This window comes from Pseudomonas sp. EZ-C24 (genome assembly GCF_014525325.1).
GTDB lineage: Bacteria > Pseudomonadota > Gammaproteobacteria > Pseudomonadales > Pseudomonadaceae > Aquipseudomonas > Aquipseudomonas shirazensis.
Genome location: NZ_JACDIU010000008.1, coordinates 198,465 through 222,392, shown reverse-complemented (window position 1 = coordinate 222,392; position 23,928 = coordinate 198,465). Strand labels below are relative to the sequence as shown.

Annotated in this window: 24 protein-coding genes and 1 pseudogene; 3 read left to right on the top strand and 22 right to left on the bottom strand. The window is 61.1% G+C overall.

Features of this window, described 5'->3' with window-relative positions:
- Positions 1-2: 2 nt before the first annotated feature.
- The 9 genes and pseudogenes from IDM28_RS24165 to IDM28_RS05770 all read right to left on the bottom strand — a co-directional run bounded on the left by IDM28_RS24165 (position 3) and on the right by IDM28_RS05770 (position 6,944).
- Positions 3-593, bottom strand: a complete 591-nt coding sequence (locus IDM28_RS24165; RefSeq protein WP_150570904.1) for a tail fiber protein — start codon at positions 591-593, stop codon at positions 3-5.
- Positions 594-1,358: 765 nt separating this feature from the next.
- A pseudogene (locus IDM28_RS24160) lies at positions 1,359-2,429 on the bottom strand (phage tail protein); the annotation flags it as partial.
- Positions 2,422-3,030 carry a phage tail protein I gene (locus IDM28_RS05800; protein WP_188035537.1) on the bottom strand — a complete coding sequence of 203 codons (609 nt, stop codon included), beginning with the start codon at positions 3,028-3,030 and terminating at the stop codon, positions 2,422-2,424. The gene IDM28_RS05800 and the pseudogene IDM28_RS24160, both read right to left, overlap by 8 nt.
- Position 3,031: 1 nt before the next feature.
- Positions 3,032-3,913, bottom strand: a complete 882-nt coding sequence (locus IDM28_RS05795) for a baseplate J/gp47 family protein (RefSeq protein WP_188035536.1) — start codon at positions 3,911-3,913, stop codon at positions 3,032-3,034.
- Complete coding sequence (locus tag IDM28_RS05790; RefSeq protein ID WP_188035535.1) at positions 3,910-4,236, bottom strand: GPW/gp25 family protein; 327 nt, start codon at positions 4,234-4,236, stop codon at positions 3,910-3,912. Before IDM28_RS05790 ends, IDM28_RS05795 begins: the two co-directional genes overlap by 4 nt.
- Positions 4,237-4,336: 100 nt before the next feature.
- Positions 4,337-4,897, bottom strand: a complete 561-nt coding sequence (locus IDM28_RS05785; RefSeq protein WP_101317313.1) for a phage baseplate assembly protein V — start codon at positions 4,895-4,897, stop codon at positions 4,337-4,339.
- Positions 4,894-5,394 (bottom strand): hypothetical protein, encoded by a 501-nt coding sequence (locus tag IDM28_RS05780; protein WP_150570859.1) that lies wholly within the window; start codon positions 5,392-5,394, stop codon positions 4,894-4,896. Before IDM28_RS05780 ends, IDM28_RS05785 begins: the two co-directional genes overlap by 4 nt.
- Before the next feature lie 2 nt (positions 5,395-5,396).
- Complete coding sequence (locus IDM28_RS05775) at positions 5,397-5,744, bottom strand: phage holin family protein (RefSeq protein WP_101317309.1); 348 nt, start codon at positions 5,742-5,744, stop codon at positions 5,397-5,399.
- Between the two features lie 462 nt (positions 5,745-6,206).
- Positions 6,207-6,944 carry a helix-turn-helix transcriptional regulator gene (locus tag IDM28_RS05770; protein ID WP_150570903.1) on the bottom strand — a complete coding sequence of 246 codons (738 nt, stop codon included), beginning with the start codon at positions 6,942-6,944 and terminating at the stop codon, positions 6,207-6,209.
- A 176-nt stretch (positions 6,945-7,120) separates the two neighbouring features.
- Between IDM28_RS05770 and mutS the strand changes: the two genes are divergently transcribed.
- A complete protein-coding gene (gene mutS / locus IDM28_RS05765) occupies positions 7,121-9,697 on the top strand; it encodes a DNA mismatch repair protein MutS (RefSeq protein WP_188035534.1) in 2,577 nt (858 codons plus the stop codon).
- 140 nt (positions 9,698-9,837) lie between these two features.
- Positions 9,838-10,161 carry a ferredoxin FdxA gene (gene fdxA / locus IDM28_RS05760; RefSeq protein WP_188035533.1) on the top strand — a complete coding sequence of 108 codons (324 nt, stop codon included), beginning with the start codon at positions 9,838-9,840 and terminating at the stop codon, positions 10,159-10,161.
- Between the two features lie 498 nt (positions 10,162-10,659).
- Here the strand turns inward: fdxA and rpoS are convergent, their stop codons facing one another.
- The 8 genes from rpoS to IDM28_RS05720 form a co-directional block, all read right to left on the bottom strand.
- Positions 10,660-11,667: an RNA polymerase sigma factor RpoS gene (rpoS, locus tag IDM28_RS05755; protein ID WP_101317301.1), complete on the bottom strand. Its 1,008-nt coding sequence runs from the start codon at positions 11,665-11,667 to the stop codon at positions 10,660-10,662.
- Positions 11,668-11,775: 108 nt separating this feature from the next.
- A complete protein-coding gene (locus IDM28_RS05750; RefSeq protein ID WP_103436343.1) occupies positions 11,776-12,630 on the bottom strand; it encodes a peptidoglycan DD-metalloendopeptidase family protein in 855 nt (284 codons plus the stop codon).
- 201 nt (positions 12,631-12,831) lie between these two features.
- Positions 12,832-13,470, bottom strand: a complete 639-nt coding sequence (locus tag IDM28_RS05745) for a protein-L-isoaspartate(D-aspartate) O-methyltransferase (RefSeq protein WP_178080818.1) — start codon at positions 13,468-13,470, stop codon at positions 12,832-12,834.
- Between the two features lie 38 nt (positions 13,471-13,508).
- Positions 13,509-14,258 (bottom strand): 5'/3'-nucleotidase SurE, encoded by a 750-nt coding sequence (gene surE / locus IDM28_RS05740; protein WP_150570857.1) that lies wholly within the window; start codon positions 14,256-14,258, stop codon positions 13,509-13,511.
- On the bottom strand, positions 14,246-15,304 hold the full coding sequence (gene truD / locus IDM28_RS05735) for a tRNA pseudouridine(13) synthase TruD (protein ID WP_188035532.1): 1,059 nt from the start codon (positions 15,302-15,304) through the stop codon (positions 14,246-14,248). The genes surE and truD overlap by 13 nt, the downstream gene beginning before the upstream one ends.
- Positions 15,301-15,774, bottom strand: a complete 474-nt coding sequence (gene ispF / locus IDM28_RS05730) for a 2-C-methyl-D-erythritol 2,4-cyclodiphosphate synthase (protein ID WP_101317291.1) — start codon at positions 15,772-15,774, stop codon at positions 15,301-15,303. The genes truD and ispF overlap by 4 nt, the downstream gene beginning before the upstream one ends.
- 93 nt (positions 15,775-15,867) lie before the next feature.
- A complete protein-coding gene (gene fghA / locus IDM28_RS05725; RefSeq protein ID WP_150572019.1) occupies positions 15,868-16,722 on the bottom strand; it encodes an S-formylglutathione hydrolase in 855 nt (284 codons plus the stop codon).
- Positions 16,723-16,730: 8 nt separating this feature from the next.
- Positions 16,731-17,843, bottom strand: coding sequence for an S-(hydroxymethyl)glutathione dehydrogenase/class III alcohol dehydrogenase (locus tag IDM28_RS05720; protein WP_188035531.1), 1,113 nt, complete (start codon positions 17,841-17,843; stop codon positions 16,731-16,733).
- 107 nt (positions 17,844-17,950) lie between these two features.
- Between IDM28_RS05720 and IDM28_RS05715 the strand changes: the two genes are divergently transcribed.
- Entirely contained in the window at positions 17,951-18,847 is an 897-nt protein-coding gene (locus IDM28_RS05715; RefSeq protein WP_178080817.1) for a LysR substrate-binding domain-containing protein, read from the top strand.
- Between the two features lie 4 nt (positions 18,848-18,851).
- Here IDM28_RS05715 and ispD read toward each other — a convergent pair whose 3' ends face one another.
- The 5 genes from ispD to IDM28_RS05690 form a co-directional block, all read right to left on the bottom strand.
- On the bottom strand, positions 18,852-19,559 hold the full coding sequence (ispD, locus tag IDM28_RS05710) for a 2-C-methyl-D-erythritol 4-phosphate cytidylyltransferase (RefSeq protein ID WP_188035530.1): 708 nt from the start codon (positions 19,557-19,559) through the stop codon (positions 18,852-18,854).
- Entirely contained in the window at positions 19,556-19,837 is a 282-nt protein-coding gene (gene ftsB / locus IDM28_RS05705) for a cell division protein FtsB (RefSeq protein ID WP_101317280.1), read from the bottom strand. The genes ispD and ftsB overlap by 4 nt, the downstream gene beginning before the upstream one ends.
- 158 nt (positions 19,838-19,995) lie before the next feature.
- Positions 19,996-21,285: a phosphopyruvate hydratase gene (gene eno / locus IDM28_RS05700; RefSeq protein WP_101317278.1), complete on the bottom strand. Its 1,290-nt coding sequence runs from the start codon at positions 21,283-21,285 to the stop codon at positions 19,996-19,998.
- Between the two features lie 154 nt (positions 21,286-21,439).
- Positions 21,440-22,285 carry a 3-deoxy-8-phosphooctulonate synthase gene (kdsA, locus tag IDM28_RS05695; RefSeq protein ID WP_101317276.1) on the bottom strand — a complete coding sequence of 282 codons (846 nt, stop codon included), beginning with the start codon at positions 22,283-22,285 and terminating at the stop codon, positions 21,440-21,442.
- Positions 22,286-22,288: 3 nt separating this feature from the next.
- The gene (locus IDM28_RS05690) at positions 22,289-23,917 is read right to left on the bottom strand and encodes a CTP synthase (RefSeq protein ID WP_101317274.1); all 1,629 of its coding nucleotides are present in this window, start codon (positions 23,915-23,917) and stop codon (positions 22,289-22,291) included.
- Between the last annotated feature and the right edge of the window lie 11 nt (positions 23,918-23,928).

Here is a 23,928-nt window from a genome sequence, read left to right as displayed (position 1 = left end):
CTTCAATATTTGATGCAAGCAAGCAAAGCAACGTTGCGGGGCCGCGACTCTTCGCCCCCTTCCGGGGTGAGTGTGATGGTGTGGGTGTGCGAAGCAGTATTAGTTGTCCCGGTTACAGCGTGCTGATGAGCTCCGCCGCTCTGGATTGACGTACGGTCTACCGATGTTGCTCCATTGCCTCGATACACTCCATAAGGCTGCGCTTCAGATGCGTATTGACCGCCGTTGGATACAACCGGATGGGTATGCGCCCCATCGCTGCTGGTGTTGCCGGTAACGGTATGGCTATGCGTTTCTTGTGAAGCAGACGCGCTATGCGTGTGGCTAAGATTCTTACTGTCCTGCCAGGTGCCGAGTAGACGTCCGGCATCCACCAACCGACCATCCGCCAAGCCTCGCAGGAATTCTCCTCGTAAGTCCGGTAGGTTAAAGGTGGTGGAGCCGTTCCCCTCGCCATGGGTTGTTCCAATCTGGGCGAACAGTGCAGAGTAGGTGTTCCTGTTCACAGCAGCGCCGTTCGCTTTCAGAAACCCGCGGGGCGGCGTGCTCCCAGCAAAGTGCACAATGGTCCCCGGTTCTACCCCATTGTCCATCCTGACCCAACTGCTCCACGTACCGTTAACGCAGTTGCGTACATATGCAGAAACACCCGAGCTGTATTGGATGGCAAGCTGACCGCGGTTGGATGCCGCGTTAATGCTTGAGTAGAACGTCGTAGTGATGTACCAGAAGTTGGTCGGGTCCGGCGCGTTTGCATGCTTGGCCAGTATGAGCGGGCTACTGGCCTCATTTGGATCTTGCGTAGTTGAGCCTTGATTCAGACCACTGGCTGCATTGAGCGCAGCGGTTAAACCTAGAATATCCGCTATCCCATGCGTATGCGACAACGCGGCTTTACCGGCGAGCTGGTTAGTTATAGTCGTGGCAAAGTTTGGGTCGTTGGCCAGCGCTGCGGCTAACTCTTTCAATGTATCGAGTGTGCTCGGCGCAGAATCTACAAGCCCGTTGAGTGCCAACTGGACGAATTCGGTTGTGGCCAACTGTTTTGAACTGGTGCCTTTGAGCGCTGTAGGCGCGGTTGGAGAGCCGGCAAAGTTCGGGCTATCCAAATTGGCAAACTCTTCCCATTTTTGCCAGGCACCAGCTGTGCGTCGGCGCCATAACACCCGCGAGGCGGCCAATGTCGACAGCATTTGAAAACCGCCACCGCCATACACCTTGTGCAAAACCATGCCGCCCGCGCCGGCATAAGGCTGATTAGCTGAGGAGTTGTTAACGTAATAGAAGCCGCTTATTACCGTGGGGTCATCTAGGTCTGATATTACCGCCCCAGTACCGACTCCTCCCAGTCCCAACACACTGAGCAGCCCGTGCACAAACTGGGTAGTGGCCAGCGTTGCATCAGTGCTGGTTAACGCCGGTGTTGGCGCGGTCGGTGTGCCAGTCAACGCAGGGCTGGACAACGGTGCTTTAAGTGCCAGAGCACTGTCTGTCTGAAGCTTGGTGTAGACATCGGTCAAGCCGTAACCCGCTACCGTCGTTGGATTAGATGCAGCGAGCACCCTTCCGTACTTGTCGACCTGCACACTGCGATAGGTACCCGCTGCGACACCGGAGCGACCAAATGCCATTTCGAACGTCAGCGCCGTAACACCCAATGCTATCGGTCCGTCGGTTACCAACTGCCAGGCGCTGTCTGCGTTGAGGGTGCCACGCTCGACGAGCAGCAACAGCCCCGCCGTCACTTTGGCACTGGCATCTGCGTCAGGTGATCGAGTCCAAAGGCCACTGGCAATAACCTGATAAATACCGTTGTCTTTCGCAGTTGCCTGATCCTTTACCAATACCCGAGATCCGGCAGCTAGCGCTACGCCGTCAATCGTTTGTAAACCACTCAGAGTAATAGGGGCTGTGGTTGCCACCAGGACCGAATATTTGAAGTCCTGTCGCGCCAACTCTTCAGTTACCCATTCGCGAGTAGCAAGGACAACGCTGGGGTCAATTTTAAGTTGCACATTACTAGCGCTGCTGACCACCAGGTTCATCCGCACGACCTGAGTCCGTCCTGCCCCCTGGCTCAGCATAGGCTTGTAGGTCGGAGCGCAGTTAGCCAGCGCCACTAGATCACCCGCGTCATCATAAAGACCTATTTCGCGGATCCAACGTCCCCCAACGTCAGCTGGAATCACTTGCTCTGCAACTATGATCGCTGGGTTTTTGTCATCGACCTTCAGCTGATTCAACGGCGCCCGCCGCCACTCGTTGAGTAGACTCACCTGAGAGGCATTGGGCAGTGGATCGGTGCCGTTGGCATCGCCCACACCCATGTGAGTAATTTTCCACGCAACGCCCAGTGCATCAGCGTTGGCTTGCTTGGCCGCACCCACGTTGGTGAGAATGGCGTAAAACTGAGAATTCTGGTCAACCATTTGTTATGTCCAGGGTATCAATTGTGTGTTCACGGCCGCCGCGTCCGATGACACCAGCCACCTCCAAATCACGCGCTGCCAGTGGATAGATGTCGAGTTCATCGCCGTCCTGATAAGAGCACCCCATATAAAAAATGCCGCGGCTTTCAAGACTGATCACTAGACTGGTTATATGCCGAGTGACGGGCTTTGCATCATCGATCAGCGCCGACAACTCGGCATACGTCTGCTCACTGATGCCCGCATCGGAAACGCCAATCTTCAAAGCGAAGGTTCCAGGCACAGCAGCCGGCTTGGCCTGCCACCACTCCTCCACTTCAATCAGGTAGCCAAACGGCTCGACCACACGCCGAAGTGCGCCAAGGGTGCCTTTGTGGGCATGTACGAAGAACGACGAGCGAATCACCGAGCGCTTGATCGCGTCGCTCCAACTGTCGTCCCAGCGGTCGACCGACCAGGCCCAGGCGAGTTGATAGAGAAGGTGCGGCGGGCAGTTTTCGGGGCTGTAGAGCAGGCGCAAGTCGACCTTGAGGTCTTCATCGCCTGCGGCTTCGATGGCGCATTCCAGCGCGGTGCGGTTGAGCGGCAGCAGGCTGTCCATATCAGCCGCCCCGCTTCAGATCGAAGCCCGTGCACCACGCAGCCTGGGACTTGCTCGGGCGGATGTCGGCCCAGCCGCTGAGCTCAACCCGACTGACCCCGCCAATGTGCAGCTGTGCATCGATCCCGGAGCGTGCAACTTCGACGCCCAGGCGTCGACGCGGGTTGATCCAGGCTTGCAGCCGACGACGGCACTCGGCAAGCACCGCCTCCGACTCAGGGCCGCTGTCAGCGATGTAAAGGGTGGCATCAATGCGGTACGGCAAGACCTCGGCGCTACGCACGCTGACGCGGTCGGCTACCGGGCGAATGTCATCGTCATTGAGGTACGCGGCCACCTGGGCCAGCAACTGCGCATCTGCTACACCTTTGCCCTCCAGGCTCAACACAGTGACATCGACGACCGCCGGCGACGGGCTCTCGGCGGTTGCGTCAGCGACCAGCCCCGAGGCGTTGCGAGCGTGCAGGATGTAACTGTTGCGCGGCCCGGCAGTGGTGAGCCCCTCGTAGACCAACTGCACCCGCTCGCGCAGTGCCGGGTCAGACTCGAACAGTGCCTCGAGCGGCGGTACCTGAGTCCGGTCTTCAGCCTGGATGAGCAAACGCTGCAGGCTGACATTGGCCGCTAATTGGTCGAGGTCGCTGCCTTGAGCGTAAGCCAACAGCAGTGCCTTGGCCGCGTCGTTGATGCGTGCCCGGTTGAGCAATTTGCGGTAGGCCCCGACTTCCAGCAGCTTGCAGACCGGGTCACTTTCAAGCTGTGCGGTCCAAGCGTCCCCTAGATGCGCGCGAAAGGTCTGCAGATCAGCCTGATACAAGGCCTCGTAATCGAGATCTTCGAGCAACTGAGGTGCTGGCAACTGGGCCAGGTCTACTTGGCTCATACCTGCACCTCGATCATGGCATCAGCGCCCAGATAGCGGCCACGCAGGCTCATGCTGACCTGACCGCCGATTACCGCAATCACCTTGACTCGCTCCAATTGCAAACGCGGTTCCCAACGTCCTAGAGCACGGGCGACTTCAGCTTGGACGGCGCTTTTCCAACCTTCGTTGACCGGCAGGTCGACGTAGCGGCGCAGTTGGCTGCCGTATTCCGGGCGCATGCGGCGGCTGCCGAGGGGGGTAGAAAGGATGTCTTCAATCGATTGACGCAGGTGGGCGATGCCGGCCAACGGCTGGCCGGTGCGCCGGTCCATACCGATCATGGCGCACCTCCAGGCGAGGGCCGGACAGCAATGGTCGAGCCCCATGGGCAGGTTTGCATAGCAGTCTCCTGACAGAAAAAAACCCGCATCGGCGGGTCTGTTAATGTTTGTGATTGGCCGTGTTGCCGGCCGTGTCGATGATCTGGCCGCCACCATTGATGTCGCCGCTGACCACCAGCGGGCCCTTGATCGAGACGCTACCGGTGAGGGTGATCGCCGCTGCGTCAAGGCTGATGGCGCCGTCGCTGACCTGCAGCGTGCTGGCCCCGACCCGGATGCTGGCGTTGCCAGTCGGCAAGTGGATGTCGTAGCGCCGTGCTTGCCAGTCGTAGGCCAGTGAGCCGCCATCGGCGAAATGCCACACTTCAAGATGGTCACGGTTATCTGGTGGGCTCCCCGCATTGCCATACAGTCCCGGGAAGAACGTGCCCTGGGCCGGCTCGCCGCTGGGACTCAACAGCACGCCCTGCTCGCCAATACTTGGCGCGCGCCAGTGGCGGGCCTGGCCTGCCGCCAGTGCATGCCAGCGCAACCAGGCGCTGCTCCAGCCGCTGCCATCCGAGACCCGTACCCGGGCAGCGGCAGGGTCCACCGCCACGACGCGGCAAGGGATGACCAGGCAGGCCAACATGCGGTCGTGCATTGAACTTGAGTAACTCATGACAGATCCTGTGCAGGGAAGTAATTGCCCTCGTTGCCAGGGCCGGTTTCCGGGCTGATCCCCAGCATCAACTGCCCAGGCGGCTGGTCGGGCCAATCCCAGCGTGGCTCGCCGAGCAGCACCGGCTGGTCCCAGCGCACCGTCCAGCCACTACCGTCGAACTGAGCCTCGACATTGCGGCTCGCTTCGACGAAATCCAGCTCCCAGAACTGCTGGCGCAGCACGTCGATCAATTGCGCTGCCAGGAGGCTGCCTTGCAGGCGCGCCTCGGCCTGGGCGCTATCCGCGGCGGTAATGTCCGCCTCGAAACTGGCGAGCAGCACCGAGCGCCCATCGCGGGGGGCAGGGTCGGCCGTCATGCGCACCACGCCATGGCGCAGTGCGGGTAATGCCGTGCTATTGCCTACAGATGAATATGCATCGACTGACGCAAGTTCCGGGATCGCCTCACGAATGGTTGCGGTCACTGCCGCGTGTAAGGTTGTCAGTTCGCTCATGTTCAGGGCTCCTCTCGCACATCTGCCCGCGCGCCGTCGCGCAGCCCAAGCCGCTTGGCTGCCCAGCGCTCATAAAGGCCGATGGCAACATCGGCTCCCGCCATCGCCGTCAGGCAGCCAAAGGCGCTGGCGCTCCAGATCGACATGCCGCTGGCGTACAGCAGCATCACCGTCGACACGCCACAGATCATGCATGCCCCGGAACGCAGCGCCAGCCGGCGCACCAGCGACCAGCCTTTTGCTCCAGCCTTGTCGGCCCGCCACATTTCGCCGGAAACACCGCCCAGCAACGCCAGGACGATTACCAGCCAGAGCGGCATTTCCAGTAACGCTTGTTGCTCGTTCGTCACTGCCCTGTCTCCTGTGTGATGCCCGCCGACGACTGTCGACAGGTCGGTTTACGCTTAAACTCGGCATTCCAAAAAGCCCGCCATCGCCGGCTTTTCAGTAATGCGTGGTCAACCGCAGGCCACTACTGGTGACACCTGCGGTCATGTCCAAAACTGTTAACTCCGACCGCGGCCGCCTGCCCGCCGGAAAACTGTTCGTGGTGCTTTACGCTGCACACCCGGGCCAGTTGCCAACCCTCTGAACAGTTGAGGCCTGTTCATCGCTGCCTTTGCAACAACCGGTTTCTGCCCGGCTTGAGAAACACGTTATGCGCATATGCATATGCAGTCAATGCATTTATTCATAGAATTTCACATGAGGATTTGCTGATATGCATGAAGGCCATGCATCACGCTGGCTGTAGGACTTTTCTGCAGGCGAAAAAAAACCCGCCGAAGCGGGTTTGTTCTGACGATGTTCACTCAGCGGGCGTACATCCCCCACCAGAAGACGTGGCCCAGCAGGCTGATCTGCTCATCCTGCATCTGCTGGAAAGTGTAGTCCTCGTCGGGGTGCTCATCGCGGTTGAAGCTGCGCAGGCGGATGCCGGTTGGCAGGCGATACACCTGCTTCACACGCAACTGGCCGTTGTGATTGATGGCATAGAGGTCGCCATCGACGATATCGCCGATCGCACATTTACCGGTATTGACCCCTACCGTGGCGCCATCACGCAGCACCGGCAGCATGCTGTTGCCGCGCACGGTCACGCACTTGGCGTTGTCGAACTGGACGCCATTGTGGCGCAGGCTGCGCTTGCCGAAACGCAGGCGCGCACGCTCGCTCTCTTCGATGACGAATCTTCCTGATCCTGCTGCCAACTCGACCTCGCGAAGAAAGGGCACGCTGACCTCGTCGTCCTCGACGGGTGTTTCATCGTCCCACAGGCTGATATCGCTCATGTCGGCATGACCATGAGCCGGGTGCGCCGCTTCACGCGACTCGCCGAGCTCGGCGCGGCCACGTAACTGGTCGGTGCTGACGGCGAAATACTCGGCGATTTTGGAGACGTGCTTGTCTGACGGATCAACGATCTTTTCGCTGAGAATCCGCGAAAGCGTGGATTGAGGAACGCCCGTGCGCCGGTGCAGCTCCGTCGGAGACAGGCCGTGGCGGTCGAGCAAGGTCTTGAGTACGGAGGCTACGTTGCGTTTTTGCATAAGCCGCATAATGCAACGAGTTGTGCGCAAATGCAATTGATGCGGCAGCGCACCGGCCAGCCTGCGCTTGGCAGAGCGCGGCAATCCAATGGCGTATCGTCCCTGCATCGCCGGGCAAAAGTCTGTAACATTGCCGGTTTCAAAATCGCCCACCGAATCACGCTGTAAGGCCCCGAATGTCTGACCTCTCCGCGCACACTCCAATGATGCAACAGTACTGGCGGCTGAAAAATCAGCACCCGGACCAGTTGATGTTCTACCGCATGGGCGATTTCTACGAGATCTTCTACGAAGACGCGAAGAAAGCCGCCAAGCTGCTGGACATCACCTTGACCGCGCGCGGCCAGTCGGCCGGCCAGTCGATCCCGATGTGCGGGATACCGTTCCATTCGGCAGAGGGCTACCTGGCCAAGCTGGTCAAGCTCGGCGAGTCGGTGGTGATCTGCGAGCAGATCGGTGATCCGGCGACCAGCAAGGGCCCGGTCGAGCGTCAGGTGGTGCGTATCATCACTCCTGGCACGGTGAGCGACGAGGCGCTGCTCGATGAGCGCCGCGACAACCTAATTGCCGCCGTGCTCGGCGATGAGCGGCTGTTCGGCTTGGCCGTGCTGGACATTACCAGCGGCAACTTCAGCGTGCAGGAAATCAAAGGCTGGGAAAATCTGCTGGCCGAGCTTGAGCGGATCAACCCGGTCGAGCTGCTGATCCCGGATGACTGGCCACGCGACCTGCCGGCTGAGAAGCGCCGCGGTTGCCGGCGCCGTGCCCCGTGGGACTTCGACCGCGATTCGGCGCGCAAGGGCCTGTGCCAGCAGTTCGCGACCAAGGACCTCAAGGGCTTTGGTTGCGACAAGCTGACCCTGGCGATCGGTGCCGCAGGCTGCCTGCTGACCTACGCCAAGGAAACCCAGCGCACCACCCTGCCGCACTTGCGCAGCCTGCGCCACGAGCGCATGGACGACACGGTGATCCTCGATGGCGCCAGCCGGCGCAATCTGGAGCTGGACATCAACCTGGCCGGTGGCCGCGACAACACTCTGCAATCGGTCATCGACCGTTGCCAGACCGCCATGGCCAGCCGCCTGCTGAGCCGTTGGCTGAACCGCCCGCTGCGCGACCAGAAGGTGCTGCAAGCACGTCAGGAATCGATCCGCTGCCTGCTCGACGGCTATCGCTATGAAAAGCTGCAGCCGCAACTCAAAGAGATTGGCGACCTGGAGCGGATCCTGGCCCGGATCGGCCTGCGTAACGCCCGTCCGCGCGATCTGGCGCGACTGCGCGACGCCCTCGCCGCCCTGCCTGAGCTGCAAAATGCCATGGCAGATCTGGAGGCGTCGCACCTGGCCCGCCTGGCGGCCATCACCGGCACTTACCCGGAGCTGGCCAGCCTGCTCGAGCGAGCCATTATCGACAACCCGCCCGCAGTTATCCGCGACGGTGGTGTGCTCAAGACCGGCTACGACAGCGAGCTCGACGAGTTGCTGGCCATGAGCGAAAACGCCGGCCAGTTCCTGATCGACCTGGAAGTGCGGGAAAAAGCCCGCACCGGCCTGCCCAACCTCAAGGTGGGCTACAACCGGGTGCATGGTTACTTCATCGAGCTGCCCAGCAAGCAGGCCGAACAAGCGCCTGCCGACTACATCCGTCGGCAGACCCTCAAGGGCGCCGAGCGCTTCATTACGCCAGAACTGAAAGCCTTCGAAGACAAGGCGCTGTCGGCCAAGAGCCGGGCCCTGGCGCGCGAGAAGATGCTCTACGATGCGCTGCTGGAAAACTTGATCGGTCACCTCGCGCCGCTGCAGGACAGCGCCGCAGCACTGGCCGAGCTGGACGTGCTGAGCAACCTCGCCGAGCGCGCTCTGACCCTCGACCTGAACTGCCCAAGCTTTGTTGACGAGCCCTGCCTGCGTATCGAGCAAGGCCGCCACCCCGTGGTCGAGCAGGTGTTGACCACGCCGTTCGTGGCCAACGACCTGGGCCTGGACGACAGCACGCGCATGCTGATCATCACCGGCCCGAACATGGGCGGTAAATCGACCTACATGCGCCAGACCGCACTGATCGTGCTGATGGCGCACATTGGCAGTTTCGTCCCGGCGGCGCGCTGCGAGCTGTCGCTGGTCGACCGCATCTTCACCCGTATCGGCTCCAGTGATGATCTGGCCGGCGGCCGTTCGACCTTCATGGTCGAGATGAGCGAGACTGCCAACATCCTGCATAACGCGACCGACCGCAGCCTGGTGCTGATGGATGAAGTCGGCCGTGGCACCAGCACCTTCGACGGCCTGTCGCTGGCCTGGGCCGCCGCCGAGCGCCTGGCGCAACTGCGCGCCTATACCCTGTTCGCCACGCATTACTTCGAATTGACGGTACTGCCCGAGAGCCAGCCGCTGGTGGCCAACGTGCATCTGAACGCCACCGAGCACAACGAACGCATTGTCTTCCTGCACCACGTCCTGCCAGGCCCTGCCAGCCAGAGTTACGGCCTGGCGGTGGCGCAACTGGCCGGCGTACCCGGCCCGGTGATTCAACGTGCACGCGAGCACCTGAGCCGACTGGAAACTGCCAGCCTGCCTGGCGAGGCTGTAACCAGCCCAGGCAAAGCTGTGCATGACCCGCACGTCCCGCACCAGAGCGACCTGTTTGCCAGCCTGCCGCATCCTGCCATCGAAAAGTTGGGCAAGCTCGACCTGGATGACATGACCCCGCGTCAAGCTATCGAAATGCTATATCAACTGAAGAACCTGTTATAACGGCTGCCTGCGCAAGCTGGTAGAATCCCGCGCGGTTTGCTGGTGCTGCAGGTTATTAGCCTGGCCTGCAGCCACATACCTGTGAACCGTGCTGCCCTGCAAGGAAGGGCATGCAGCCGTTGCCTGAGGAGAAAATTAGAATGACCTTCGTCGTCACCGACAACTGCATCAAGTGCAAATACACCGACTGTGTGGAAGTGTGTCCGGTGGACTGCTTCTATGAAGGCCCGAACTTCCTGGTCATTCATCCGGACGAGTGCATTGACTGCGCGCTGTGCGAGCCAGAGTGCCCGGCACAGGCGATTTTCTCGGAAGACGAAGTGCCTTCCGGCATGGAGAACTTCATCGAGTTGAACGCCGAGCTGGCGGAGATCTGGCCGAACATCACCGAGCGCAAAGATGCCATGGCCGACGCTGAAGAGTGGGATGGCAAGCCTGGCAAGATTGCTGATCTGGAACGCTGATACGCTTGGCGCATCTGGTTCGAACAAAGCGGCCCTCGGGTCGCTTTTTTTGTGCCCGGCGAGAATCGCGAGCTCAAATCGCAGGCAAAAAAAGGGGCGGTATGAACCGCCCACATTTTTTTCCGTAGTCCCTGCTTGTCCCTGTACATCATCCTGATGAATCGCGTCCTGCGATGTCCTTGGCCTTCATCCTGAAAGCCTGTGCCTGTCCGTTGGCACAGGTCAGATACTAGCGATTTCAGCGGAACAGACAACGTGGAGATTTCTCTGATTGTTACAGCGGACATATTTCCACATGTCTAATAATTCTTTATTTATCAGCTACTTAAGAATTCACAACTACTGAAAACGACAATGATTTACTTACCCACAGGCCAATCTCCTACGCTGGCCGTAAGCAATCTCGTACGCTAGCTGCAACAAGGGTGGCAACTACAACATTCTCAAGGCTAAAAAAAACGCCCCGAGAAATCGGGGCGTTGTTCGACGCAGTCAGCGCTACTGGAACAGCGACTCGCTGGACAGGCCGTTCTTCTCGAGAATCTCGCGCAGACGCTTGAGCCCCTCGACCTGAATCTGCCGAACCCGCTCACGGGTCAGGCCAATCTCCAGGCCGACATCCTCAAGGGTGCTGCTTTCGTGGCCGCGCAGACCAAAGCGGCGTACCACCACTTCACGCTGCTTGTCGGTCAGCTCACCCAGCCACTGATCGATGCTCTGCGACAGATCATCGTCCTGCAGCAGTTCGCAAGGGTCGGTCGGGCGATCATCGGTGAGGGTATCGAGCAGGGTCTTGTCGGAGTCAGGCCCCAGGGAAACATCGACCGAAGACACCCGCTCGTTGAGCCCGAGCATGCGCTTGACCTCTGCAACCGGCTTCTCGAGCAGGTTGGCGATTTCTTCGGGGGACGGCTCGTGATCGAGCTTTTGCGTCAGCTCACGCGCAGCGCGCAGGTAGACGTTGAGTTCCTTGACCACATGGATCGGCAGGCGAATGGTGCGCGTCTGGTTCATGATGGCGCGTTCGATGGTCTGACGGATCCACCAAGTGGCGTAGGTGGAGAAACGGAAGCCACGCTCTGGGTCGAATTTCTCTACCGCGCGAATCAGGCCAAGGTTGCCTTCTTCGATCAAATCGAGCAGTGACAAGCCGCGATTGACGTAACGACGGGCGATTTTCACAACCAGACGCAGGTTGCTTTCGATCATGCGCTTGCGACCTGCAGGGTCGCCTTTTTGCGAAAGCCGTGCGAAATGCACTTCTTCTTCGGGAGAGAGCAACGGCGAGAAGCCGATCTCATTGAGGTACAGCTGAGTCGCATCGAGTGCCCGAGTGTAGTCGATGTACTTGTGCTGTTTGAGCGATGAGGCCGATTTGGCCTTGGTCCGAACCGCAGATACAGCAGGTTCGTCTGACACCACATCCGTTTCCAAAACGATGCCGGTCTCCATCAGGAGAAGGTCATCGTCGATGTCAAACTCCGGCACTTCTTTGCTGAGAGCCATTGTTATAGTCCTTTGCTGAGTTCGAACTCAGACTCTAGCGGCACCTGATTCCGTGGCAGCGCTGGAGCCTGTCCCCTCTACATCCAAGGAACAGGCCGGGTGCAACATTCAACGACGTGGCAAGAACTGGAGCGGATCGACGGGTTTGCCCTGACGGCGGATTTCAAAATGCAGTTTCACCCGGTCAGTGCCCGTGGACCCCATTTCAGCAATAGCCTGCCCTGCCTTGACCTGCTGCCCTTCCCGTACCAACAGCCTGCGGTTGTGACCGTAGGCACTGACGTAGGTATCGCTGTGTTTGATGATGATCAGTTCGCCGTAGCCCCTTAATCCACTCCCGGCGTATACCACTGCACCACCAGACGCAGCAAAAACAGGCTGTCCCAAATCACCGGCGATATCAATGCCTTTATTCAAACTACCGTTTGAAGCAAATTTTCCAATTAATACGCCGTTGGCGGGCCATGTCCAGCCGCCAGCCGTACGCTCTGCGGCGGGGACTGTGGTAACGGTCGTGGTAGTGCTCGATGGGGCGCTGGTTATCACCTTGCCACCACTGACGGACGGTACAGGTGTGCCCACCGGGCGCCGGGTAACGGTGGTCTTGCTCGAGGACGAAGGGCTGGAAACCACGGTGGTACTACCGGTCGAACCACTGTTGAAGCGGATCGGCTGACCTGGGCGAATGGTGTAAGGCGCCGGAATGTTGTTGCGCGCTGCCAGCTCCTTGTAGTCCCAGCCGTAACGGAAGGCGATCGAGAACATCGTGTCGCCCGGTTTGACGATGTATTGACCAGTGGTCACGGTCGGCCGCTTGGGCGCTGCGTTGTTGCGGTCCACCACCCGGGCGCTGCTCGAGCCGGTACTGGAACAGCCCGTCAGCAGCGTGCCCATGGCCAGTGCCACCACCAGGAGCTTGAAAAACGACCGATCCTTGCGCTGCAGACTGATTGTGTGACCCACCCGCGCTCCCCTCATGGTGCCGAAAACCGACTAAACAAAATGCAATAATGTTGCAATTATAACCGAGCCCACTGAAGTGTGGGCGCGCAGGCAAAACATCAAAAGTCTTTCAGGACGTGCTTGGTTTTTTCAGCACTCGCCCGCCACATAGACAGGTACACGCCACAGGAATTCGTTGCGGCTGCAAATATTCCCTGTGACTCAGGCCAGCGGGCCATTGAGCAGCGGCACAAAGCGCACCGTACCCATGACTCGTCGAGAGAAGCCGTGCTCTTCACGGACGATCATCAACAGCTGCTGTTGCTCGCCAGCGGGGCCAACCGGGATCACCAGGCGCCCGCCAGGTGCCAGTTGATCGAGCAGCGCTTGCGGCACCTCAGGCGCCACGGCCGTCACGATAATGCCGTTGTAAGGCGCCAGCGCCTGCCAGCCATCGCAGCCGTCGCCCCAGCGGAACACGACATTGCGCAGGTTGAGTTCGAGCAGCCGCTCCTTGGCCCGGTCCTGCAGGACCTTGATCCGCTCTACCGAGAACACTCGCTCGACCAACTGCGCCAGCACCGCCGTCTGGTATCCCGAGCCGGTGCCGATTTCCAGCACCTTGTCCAAGGGGCCGGCCTCGAGCAGCAGCTCGCTCATGTGCGCAACCATGAACGGCTGGGAGATGGTCTGGTTGTGCCCGATCGGCAGCGCCGTGTCTTCGTAGGCGCGGTGCGCCAGTGCTTCATCGACGAACAGATGACGCGGCGTACGGCGGATCACGTCAAGCACCTTGGGGTTGGATACGCCCTCTTCGGTCAGACGCTGGATCAGCCGTTCGCGGGTACGTTGCGAGGTCATGCCAATTCCGCGGCGTTGCAGATCGTCCTGTTCGCGCATCAGAGCACGCCCTCCAGCCAGCCGCTGAGCTGGTCGAAGGCATCGTTGAAGGTGCGGTCGAGCTGCAGCGGGGTGATCGACACATAGCCCTGCATAACGGCATGGAAGTCGGTACCCGGGCCGCCATCCTCGGCGTCCCCGGCCACGGCGATCCAGTAGCCTTCCTTGCCGCGCGGGTTGACCACCTTGGTGGGCGCCGCCGCACGTGCACGATGGCCCAGCCGGGTGACCTGAATACCGCGGATATGCTCCAGCGGCAGGTTGGGGATATTGATGTTGAGCACGGTGCGCGGCGGCAACTGCAGGCGCGACTGCGCCTCGACCAGGCGCCGGGCAATATGGGCGGCAGCGGGCAGGTTGTCGGGCTGGCGCGACACCAGCGAGAACGCCAGCGAGGTGCCACCGAGAAAACGCCCTTCCAGCGCAGCGGCGACGGTGCCGGAATACAGCACGTCATCGCCCAGATTGGCGCCCAGGTTGATCCCCGAGACGACCATCTCCGGCGTTTGCGGCAACAGCCCGTTGAGCCCCAGGTGGACACAATCGGTGGGCGTGCCATTGAGGCTGATGAAGCCATTGGCCAGAACCTGCGGATGCAGTGGCCGGTCCAGCGTCAGCGAACTGCCGGCGCCGCTCTTGTCTTGGTCCGGGGCGATCACCGCGCACTCGGCATAGTCCGCCAGCGCTGCATGCAGCGCGGCGAGGCCCGGGGCGGTAACACCGTCGTCGTTGGAAATCAGAATACGCATGGGCTGTCCGTCTGCCCTACCGGCACCAGATCGACTAGCTCGCGCACCACGACGGTGGCGAAGCATCCGGCCGGCAGGACGAATTCCAGTTGCAGGATATCAAGCTCGGGATAATGCCACGTCAGGCCGCCAATAGGGAGCCGCAGGATGCGCCGTTCGTGACTCATGCCCGCCCGCGCCAGCCAATGTCCCAATGCAGCATGTTGTGCACCGACAGCGGATTCCAGTTCGGCGGTGGCGCCGGTGGTTGGCGTAGGCCCCTCCCCCCACAGCGGACCGGTCGGGTGCAGGTCGAGAATGGCCAGACGCGGATCGGCGCACTCGGCCTCGCCCGCCGGGAAGAAGCTGCGGCTATCGGTGAACGCCAGCAGGTCGCCCACCTGTGCCCGCTGCCAGCTGCCGTCGGCGACCCGCGCTGCCAGCACCTGGTTGAACAGGTAGCTGCGTCCGGCCGAGAGCAGCCGCGAACGCACATTGCGCTGCTCGGGCAGGGCGGCACGCTCGGCCCAGCTCTGCGCATCCTGGACATTACCGCCGCCATGGCCGAAGCGCTGGCTACCGAAGTAGTTGGGCACGCCCTGGGTCTTGAGCTGCTGCAAGCGCGCATCCAGTGCGGCATGGTCAGCCGTCAACGCTGTCAGGCGCAGAGTGAAACCGTTGGCCGAATGCGCGCCGCGCTGCAGTTTGCGCAGGTGCCGGTCGCGCTTGAGGATGCGCAGGGTGTCGTCTTCGGCGCGACTCAGGTCAGGGTCGGCCTTGCCCGGCAGGTGCAGGCTGAACCACTGGCGGGTCAAGGCCTGACGGTCCTTGAGGCCGGCGTAGCTGATCGCGCGCAGCGGCACACCGGCGGCGCGGGCCAAGCGGCGGGCGGCTTCTTCGGTGTTGAGGTCGCGTTTCTCGACCCACAGCCAGAGGTGTTCACCCTGCCCGGTCAGCGGAATGTCGAGCACTTCATCGACCTGGAAGTCTTCCGCGACTGCCTTGAGCACAGCGCTGCCCAGCGCTTCACCCGAAGCGCGTGGCCCGAGCAGTTCCAATTCGGTCATAGCGCCAGCAGCAGGGCTACCGCATGCACGGCGATCCCTTCCTCACGGCCAGTGAAACCGAGCTTCTCGGTGGTGGTGGCCTTGACGTTGACCTGGTCGAGCTCGACTTGCAGGTCGGCGGCGATCAACTGGCGCATGGTTTCGATATGCGGGGCCATTTTCGGCGCCTGGGCAACAATGGTGGCGTCGACGTTGCCGACCTTCCAGCCTTTGGCCTGGACCACAGCCAGCACGTGGCGCAACAGCACGCGGCTGTCGGCGCCCTTGAACTGCGGGTCGGTATCCGGAAAGTGCTTGCCGATGTCACCCAGCGCAGCGGCGCCGAGCAAGGCGTCGCTCAGTGCATGCAGCACTACGTCGCCATCGGAATGGGCCAGCAGGCCGTATTTGTGAGGAATCTGCACCCCACCCAAGGTAATGAAATCACCGTCGGTAAACCGGTGCACATCGTAGCCATGGCCAATACGCATAGAAAAACGCCCTGATAAAGTCAGGGCGGGATTCTACCTGCTTTGCACAGGCTTGGGCGCAGTTGTTGGGCCGCAGTGCGGCCCACGTAGCAGTTACAGGCGACCCAGCGCAGCGGCATGGTGGCGCAGGTGGTCATCGATGAAGCTGGCGATGAAGTAGTAGCTGTGATCGTAGCCAGGCTGCAGGCGCAAGGTCAGCGTATGACCAGCCTTGCGGGCGGCCTGCTCGAGCGCCTCGGGTTTGAGCTGGGTGGCGAGAAAATCATCCCGATCCCCCTGCTCGATCAGCAACGGCGGGCATTGCCCGGCCGGGGCTTCGGCCAACAGCACGCTGGCATCCCACTCGCGCCAGCGGGCGCGGTCTTCGCCCAGATAACGGGAGAACGCCTTCTCGCCCCACGGGCAGTCCATCGGGTTGCAGATCGGCGAAAACGCCGACACCGACTGATAGCGGCCAGGGTTGCGCAGGGCGCACACCAGCGCGCCGTGGCCGCCCATGGAGTGGCCGCTGATACTGCGTTGATCCGACGCCGGGAAGTGCGCCTCGACCAGCGCGGGCAGTTCCTCGACCACGTAATCATGCATGCGGTAGTGCTGCGCCCAGGGCTGCTGAGTGGCATTCAGGTAGAAACCTGCGCCGAGGCCGAAATCCCAGGCGCCATCGGGATCAGCCGGCACCTGCTCGCCCCGCGGGCTGGTGTCGGGTGCAACGATGATCAGCCCCAGCTCGGCAGCTAGGCGCTGGGCGCCAGCCTTCTGCATGAAGTTCTCGTCGTTGCACGTCAGGCCGCTCAGCCAGTACAGCACCGGCAGCTTGGCACCTTGTTCGGCCTGCGGCGGCAGGTACACGGCAAACACCATGTCGCAGCCGAGCACCTTGGACTGATGCCGGTAACGCTTGTGCCAGCCGCCGAAGCTTTTCTGGCAGGAGATGTTTTCCAGGCTCATGGCTGACCTCAGAAGTGGATCACGCTGCGGATGCTTTTACCTTCGTGCATCAGGTCGAAGGCTTTGTTGATGTCTTCCAGGCCCATGGTGTGGGTGATGAAGGTATCCAGCGGGATCTCGCCCTGCTGCGACATCTCGACGTAGCTTGGCAGTTCGCTGCGACCACGCACGCCACCGAACGCCGAACCGCGCCAGACGCGCCCGGTCACCAGTTGGAACGGACGGGTGGCGATTTCCTGGCCGGCACCGGCCACGCCGATGATCACCGACTCGCCCCAGCCCTTGTGGCAGCATTCCAGCGCCGCTCGCATCAGTTGCACGTTGCCGACGCACTCGAACGAGTAATCCACACCGCCATCGGTGAGGTCGACGATGACCTCCTGGATAGGCCGGTCATAGTCCTTCGGATTGATGCAATCGGTGGCACCCAACTGGCGGGCGATCTCGAATTTGCTCGGATTGATATCGACGGCGATGATGCGCCCGGCCTTGGCCTTGGCCGCACCGATGATCGCCGACAGGCCGATACCGCCCAGGCCGAAGATGGCCACGGTGTCGCCTTCTTTGACCTTGGCGGTATTGAGCACGGCGCCGATGCCGGTGGTCACGCCACAGCCGAGCAGGCAGACTTTTTCCAATGGCGCTTCTTTCTGGATCTTGGCCACGGATATTTCCGGCAACACGGTGTACTCGGAGAACGTCGAGGTGCCCATGTAGTGGAACAGTTGCTGGCCCTTGTAGGAGAAGCGCGTAGTGCCATCAGGCATCAGGCCTTTACCCTGGGTCGCACGGATTGCCTGGCACAGGTTGGTCTTGCCAGAACGGCAGAACTTGCACTGGCCACACTCGGGGGTGTACAGCGGGATCACATGATCGCCTACGGCAACCGAGGTCACGCCCTCGCCTACTGCCTCGACAATACCGCCACCTTCATGGCCGAGAATCGACGGAAAAATGCCTTCCGGGTCAGCGCCCGACAGGGTGTAGGCGTCGGTATGGCAGACACCGCTGGCAACGATGCGCACCAGCACTTCACCGGCTTTTGGCAGGGCGACATCGACTTCAACGATTTCCAGCGGTTTGTTGGCCTCGAAGGCTACGGCGGCACGGGACTTGATCATCAGGATCTCCAGCGAGTGGTGGGCAATCCATCCAGTGTAATTCAGCGCACTTTGATTAATAATCCTGACCAAGACAAAACATTATTGCCATACAGGGATAATCAATGATCAATCGCTGGGAAGGCATCGATGAATTCGTGGCCGTGGCCGAGCTTGGCCAGTTCACCGCCGCAGCGGAGCGCCTGGGCGTATCGTCCTCGCATGTCAGCCGCCAAATCGCTCGCCTCGAAGAACGCTTGCAGACCCGCTTGCTCTACCGCAGCACCCGCCGGGTAACCTTGAGCGAGGCCGGGCAGACTTTCCTGCAGCACTGCCAGCGCTTGCAGGATGGCCACGAGGAGGCTCTGCGGGCGATGGGCGATCTTGCCAGCGAGCCCAAGGGGCTGTTGCGCATGACCTGCGCCGTGGCCTATGGCGAGCGTTTCATCGTGCCACTGGTGACGCGCTTCATGACCCAGTACCCGCAGCTGCGGGTCGAGGTCGAGTTGAGCAATCGCACCCTGGACCTGCTCCACGAGGGCATGGACCTGGCGATCCGCCTGGGCCGCCTGCAGGACTCACGTCTGGTCGCCACCCGCCTGGCACCGCGACAGATGTACCTGTGCGCCTCGCCGGCTTATCTGGAGCGCTACGGCCGGCCGCACAGCCTATCGGAACTGGCTCGGCACAACTGCCTGATTGGCAGCAGTGATGTCTGGGCGCTGAAACAGGAAGGTCGTGAACTGAGCCAGCGGGTGCAGGGCAACTGGCGCTGCAACAGTGGTCAGGCAGTGCTGGATGCCGCACTGCAGGGGATTGGATTGTGTCAGTTGCCGGACTATTACGTGCAGGAGCATTTGCGTAGCGGCGCACTGGTATCGCTGCTCGAAGCGCATCAGCCGCCCAATACCGCAGTGTGGGCGCTGTATCCGCAGCAACGGCATCTCTCGCCCAAGGTCAGAAGGCTGGTGGATTACTTGAAGGCGGAGCTTGGACAGTTGCCAGAATACGCAGGCATTGCCTGAGGTGTCAGGCGCGTGCCGACCAACGCTGGCGTAACCACTCCAGATCTTCGGGGCGGGTAACCTTGATGTTGTCGCTGCGCCCTTCCACCAGGCGCGGGGCCAATCCCGACCACTCCATCGCCGACGCCTCGTCGGTCACCGTCACATCGGACACCAGGCATTCGGCCAGTGCCCGGTGCAGGGCACCGAGGCGGAACATCTGCGGCGTGAAGGCTTGCCAGATGGTGCTGCGGTCAACCGTAGCGCTGACCCGGCCATTGCTGTCGGCGCGCTTGAGGGTGTCGCGGGCCGGCACTGCAAGCAAGCCGCCCACCGCATCGTCAGCCAGTTCCGCCAGCAACCGGTCGAGGTCACTGCGAGCCAGGTTCGGCCGTGCGGCGTCGTGTACCAGCACCCAGTCGCCATCTGCCGCGCCTTGAGCGTGCAGCAACAACAAGGCATTGAGCACGGAGTCGGCCCGCTCGCGCCCGCCGGCAGCACGCTGGATACGCGCATCGTTGGCGCAGGCCAGGCCTGGCCAGTACGGATCGTCGCCAGCAATACTGACCACCACCCCTTTGAGCGAGGGATGGCCTAGAAAACAGTCGAGGCTGTGCTCGATAATCGTCCGCCCGCCCAACTGCAGGTACTGCTTGGGACGGTCGGCAGCCATTCGCGCACCGACCCCGGCAGCGGGGATCACGGCCCAGAAGGCCGGCAGTGGCGAGGTCATTTCTGTGGCAACTGGAAGAGGGTTTCGCCCTCTTTGACCATGCCCAATTCGTGACGGGCCCGTTCCTCGACGGTCTCCATACCTTTCTTCAACTCCATGACTTCTGCGTCGAGCACGCGATTACGCTCCAGCAGCCGTTCGTTTTCGGCGTGCTGTTCGTCGATCTGCTGCTTGAGCTCGGTCACTTGCGCGAGGCTGCCACTGCCCACCCAAAGGCGGTACTGCAGGCCACCCAGCAACAGGAGCAAGATGAGAAACAACCAATAAGGACTGCGCATCAAAGTATCCAGGATTAAAAGGCCGCCGCTGCGGGGCTTCCGATAGCACGAAGCCTGGCCGAGGCCAGGCTTCGTTGACAGAAACCCGTAGGAGGTGTCTGAAAGCTCAGTAAGAACGCTCAGACAGCCTCGGCAGCTGCCTTTTTACCATCTCTTGCTTAGCCGCGAAACTCGTCGCGACCACGGTACACCGCCTTGGCGCCCAGTTGCTCTTCGATGCGCAGCAGCTGGTTGTACTTGGAGACGCGGTCGGAACGGCACAGCGAGCCGGTCTTGATCTGGCCAGCGGCAGTGCCGACAGCCAGGTCAGCGATGGTCGAGTCTTCAGTTTCGCCGGAGCGATGCGAAATCACTGCGGTGTAGCCGGCAGCCTTGGCCATCTGGATGGCTTCGAGGGTTTCGGTCAGCGAGCCGATCTGGTTGAACTTGATCAGGATCGAGTTACCGATGCTCTTGTCGATGCCTTCCTTGAGGATCTTGGTGTTGGTGACGAACAGGTCATCGCCAACCAGCTGGATCTTCTCGCCGATCTTGTCGGTGAGGATCTTCCAGCCAGCCCAGTCGGACTCGTCCAGACCGTCTTCGATGGAGATGATCGGGAAGCGCTCGGTCAGGCCTTTGAGGTACTCGGCAAAGCCTTCGGAGTCGAACGACTTGCCTTCACCGGACAAGTTGTACTTGCCGTCTTCGTAGAATTCGCTGGCAGCGCAGTCCAGGGCCAGGGTGACATCGGTGCCCAGCTTGTAGCCAGCGTTGGCAACGGCTTCGGCGATGGCTGCCAGAGCGTCTTCGTTGGAGGCCAGGTTTGGTGCGAAACCACCTTCGTCACCGACTGCGGTGTTCAGGCCACGGGCCTTGAGCACTGCTTTGAGGTGATGGAAGATTTCGGTGCCCATGCGCAGGCCGTCGGAGAAGGTCTTGGCGCCAACCGGCTGGACCATGAACTCTTGAATGTCGACGTTGTTGTCGGCGTGCTCGCCGCCGTTGATGATGTTCATCATCGGTACTGGCATCGAGTACTGGCCTGGAGTGCCGTTGAGGTTGGCAATGTGCGCGTACAGCGGCAGGTCCTGGTCCTGTGCGGCGGCTTTGGCAGCTGCCAGCGACACGGCGAGGATAGCGTTGGCGCCCAGCTTGGCCTTGTTCTCGGTGCCGTCCAGTTCGATCATGGCGCGGTCGAGGGCTTTCTGGTCAACCGGGTCCTTGCCCAGCAGCAGGTCGCGGATCGGGCCGTTGATGTTGGCAACGGCTTTGAGTACGCCCTTGCCCATGTAACGGCTCTTGTCGCCATCACGCAGCTCCAGCGCTTCGCGCGAGCCGGTGGAAGCACCGGACGGCGCGCACGCGCTGCCGATGATGCCGTTGTCGAGCAGTACATCGGCTTCCACGGTGGGGTTGCCACGCGAATCGAGAACTTCACGACCTTTGATGTCGACGATCTTTGCCATTGTTGTAAGCACTCCAGAATTGACGAAAACAACGCAGCTTAGGGAATTCGAGCCTTTCACCAGGCGAATATGCAGAGGGCAGACCTGGCGAAGGGGAGCCCCTGACCCGAGGGTCAGGGGTAGAACGGGCGGTACTTTACCCGAGAAATGAGTGTTACGCGGTTTCTACCGTCGGAAAACTTTTCACCAGGTCGTCCAATTGCTTGAGCTGGGCCAGGAATGGCTCCAGTTTGTCCAGGCGCAGCGCGCATGGACCATCGCACTTGGCGTTGTCCGGGTCCGGGTGTGCTTCCAGGAACAACCCGGCCAGACCCTGGCTCATGCCAGCCTTGGCCAGGTCGGTGACCTGGCCGCGGCGGCCGCCGGCAGAGTCCGAGCGACCACCCGGCATCTGCAGGGCATGGGTCACGTCGAAGAACACCGGGTACTCGAACTGCTTCATCAGGCCAAAGCCGAGCATGTCCACAACCAGGTTGTTGTAGCCGAAGCTCGAGCCACGCTCGCACAGGATCAACTGATCGTTACCCGCCTCGACGCACTTGGCCAGGATGTGTTTCATCTCCTGAGGTGCAAGGAACTGGGCTTTCTTGATGTTGATCACTGCGCCGGTCTTGGCCATCGCCACGACCAGATCGGTCTGACGCGAGAGGAAGGCCGGCAACTGGATGATGTCGCAGACTTCGGCAACCGGTGCAGCCTGATACGGCTCGTGCACGTCGGTGATGACCGGCACGTTGAAGGTCTGTTTGATCTCTTCGAAGATCTTCAGCCCTGCTTCCATGCCCGGGCCGCGGTAGGAGCTGACCGAAGAGCGGTTGGCCTTGTCGAAACTGGCCTTGAACACGTAAGGGATACCGAGCTTTTCGGTAACCCGCACGTACTCTTCGCAAACCTTCATGGCCAGATCACGCGACTCCAGCACGTTCATGCCACCGAACAGAACGAACGGCTTGTCGTTGGCGATCTCGATGTTACCGACGCGAATGATCTTCTGGGTCATGGATCAGGCCTTGTTCTTCTGGACCAGTGCCGCCTTGACGAAGCCGCTGAACAGCGGATGACCGTCACGCGGGGTGGAAGTGAACTCGGGGTGGAACTGGCAAGCAACGAACCACGGATGGTCCTTCGACTCGACCACTTCGACCAACGCGCCGTCACCGGAACGCCCGGAAATCTGCAGGCCAGCTTCAATCATCTGCGGCAGCAGGTTGTTGTTGACCTCGTAGCGGTGGCGGTGACGCTCGACGATGACGTCCTTGCCATAGCAATCGTGGACCTTGGAGTTGCCGATCAGCTGGCATTCCTGGGCGCCCAGACGCATGGTGCCGCCCAGATCGGAGGCTTCGGTACGGGTTTCGACGGAACCGGTGTTGTCGGCCCACTCGGTAATCAGCCCCACCACCGGGTGCTCGCTGTTGCGGTCGAACTCGGTGGAGTTGGCGTCAGCCCAGCCCATTACGTTACGGGCGAACTCGATCACGGCAACCTGCATGCCCAGGCAGATACCCAGGTACGGCACCTTGTTCTCGCGAGCGAACTGGACCGCCTTGATCTTGCCTTCGACACCGCGCAGACCGAAGCCGCCCGGGACCAGAATGGCATCAGCACCTTCGAGCAGGCTGGTGCCCTGGTTCTCGATGTCTTCGGAGTCGATGTAACGCAGGTTGACCTTGGTGCGATTCTGGATACCGGCGTGGCTCATCGCTTCGATCAGCGACTTGTACGCATCCAGCAGCTCCATGTACTTGCCGACCATGGCGATGGTGACTTCATGCTCAGGGTTGAGCTTGGCGTCGACCACCTTGTCCCACTCGGACAGGTCAGCGCTGTCGCACTGCAGGCCAAAGCGCTCGGTGACGAAGTCGTCCAGACCCTGTGCATGCAGGATGCCCGGGATCTTGTAGATGGTGTCGGCGTCTTCCAGCGCGATCACCGCACGTTCTTCAACGTTGGTGAACTGGGCGATCTTGCGGCGCGATGAGTTGTCGATCGGGTGATCGGAGCGGCACACCAGCACGTCAGGCTGCAGGCCGATCGAGCGCAGTTCCTTGACCGAGTGCTGAGTCGGCTTGGTCTTGGTCTCGCCAGCAGTGGCGATGTACGGCACCAGCGTCAGGTGCATCAGCATCGCGCGCTTGGCGCCGACTTCGAAGCGCAACTGGCGGATCGCCTCGAGGAACGGTTGCGACTCGATGTCGCCGACCGTGCCGCCGATTTCGACCAGGGCAACGTCAGCGTCGCCAGCACCCTTGATGATGCGGCGCTTGATTTCGTCGGTGATGTGCGGGATGACCTGAATGGTCGCGCCCAGGTAATCACCACGGCGCTCTTTGCGCAGCACGTGCTCGTAGACACGGCCAGTGGTGAAGTTGTTGTTCTGGGTCATCGTGGTGCGGATGAACCGCTCATAGTGGCCCAGGTCAAGGTCGGTCTCGGCGCCGTCATGGGTGACGAACACCTCACCATGCTGGAACGGGCTCATGGTGCCTGGATCGACGTTGATGTACGGATCCAGTTTGAGCATGGTGACCTTAAGCCCCCGCGCTTCCAGGATGGCCGCCAGGGAAGCCGAGGCAATGCCTTTCCCCAATGAAGAAACAACACCGCCCGTGACGAATATGTAGCGCGTCATGAAAAACCCTA

Excerpts from the sequence above, each read along its gene's own strand:
- IDM28_RS24165 (WP_150570904.1), bottom strand. The coding sequence starts at position 593 with ATGGACAATGGGGTAGAACCGGGGACCATTGTGCACTTTGCTGGGAGC.
- IDM28_RS05800 (WP_188035537.1), bottom strand. The coding sequence starts at position 3,030 with ATGGACAGCCTGCTGCCGCTCAACCGCACCGCGCTGGAATGCGCCATC.
- IDM28_RS05795 (WP_188035536.1), bottom strand. The coding sequence starts at position 3,913 with ATGAGCCAAGTAGACCTGGCCCAGTTGCCAGCACCTCAGTTGCTCGAA.
- IDM28_RS05790 (WP_188035535.1), bottom strand. The coding sequence starts at position 4,236 with ATGATCGGTATGGACCGGCGCACCGGCCAGCCGTTGGCCGGCATCGCC.
- IDM28_RS05785 (WP_101317313.1), bottom strand. The coding sequence starts at position 4,897 with ATGAGTTACTCAAGTTCAATGCACGACCGCATGTTGGCCTGCCTGGTC.
- IDM28_RS05780 (WP_150570859.1), bottom strand. The coding sequence starts at position 5,394 with ATGAGCGAACTGACAACCTTACACGCGGCAGTGACCGCAACCATTCGT.
- IDM28_RS05770 (WP_150570903.1), bottom strand. The coding sequence starts at position 6,944 with ATGCAAAAACGCAACGTAGCCTCCGTACTCAAGACCTTGCTCGACCGC.
- mutS (WP_188035534.1), top strand. The coding sequence starts at position 7,121 with ATGTCTGACCTCTCCGCGCACACTCCAATGATGCAACAGTACTGGCGG.
- fdxA (WP_188035533.1), top strand. The coding sequence starts at position 9,838 with ATGACCTTCGTCGTCACCGACAACTGCATCAAGTGCAAATACACCGAC.
- rpoS (WP_101317301.1), bottom strand. The coding sequence starts at position 11,667 with ATGGCTCTCAGCAAAGAAGTGCCGGAGTTTGACATCGACGATGACCTT.
- IDM28_RS05745 (WP_178080818.1), bottom strand. The coding sequence starts at position 13,470 with ATGACCTCGCAACGTACCCGCGAACGGCTGATCCAGCGTCTGACCGAA.
- surE (WP_150570857.1), bottom strand. The coding sequence starts at position 14,258 with ATGCGTATTCTGATTTCCAACGACGACGGTGTTACCGCCCCGGGCCTC.
- truD (WP_188035532.1), bottom strand. The coding sequence starts at position 15,304 with ATGACCGAATTGGAACTGCTCGGGCCACGCGCTTCGGGTGAAGCGCTG.
- ispF (WP_101317291.1), bottom strand. The coding sequence starts at position 15,774 with ATGCGTATTGGCCATGGCTACGATGTGCACCGGTTTACCGACGGTGAT.
- fghA (WP_150572019.1), bottom strand. The coding sequence starts at position 16,722 with ATGAGCCTGGAAAACATCTCCTGCCAGAAAAGCTTCGGCGGCTGGCAC.
- IDM28_RS05720 (WP_188035531.1), bottom strand. The coding sequence starts at position 17,843 with ATGATCAAGTCCCGTGCCGCCGTAGCCTTCGAGGCCAACAAACCGCTG.
- ispD (WP_188035530.1), bottom strand. The coding sequence starts at position 19,559 with ATGACCTCGCCACTGCCGGCCTTCTGGGCCGTGATCCCCGCTGCCGGG.
- ftsB (WP_101317280.1), bottom strand. The coding sequence starts at position 19,837 with ATGCGCAGTCCTTATTGGTTGTTTCTCATCTTGCTCCTGTTGCTGGGT.
- eno (WP_101317278.1), bottom strand. The coding sequence starts at position 21,285 with ATGGCAAAGATCGTCGACATCAAAGGTCGTGAAGTTCTCGATTCGCGT.
- kdsA (WP_101317276.1), bottom strand. The coding sequence starts at position 22,285 with ATGACCCAGAAGATCATTCGCGTCGGTAACATCGAGATCGCCAACGAC.
- IDM28_RS05690 (WP_101317274.1), bottom strand. The coding sequence starts at position 23,917 with ATGACGCGCTACATATTCGTCACGGGCGGTGTTGTTTCTTCATTGGGG.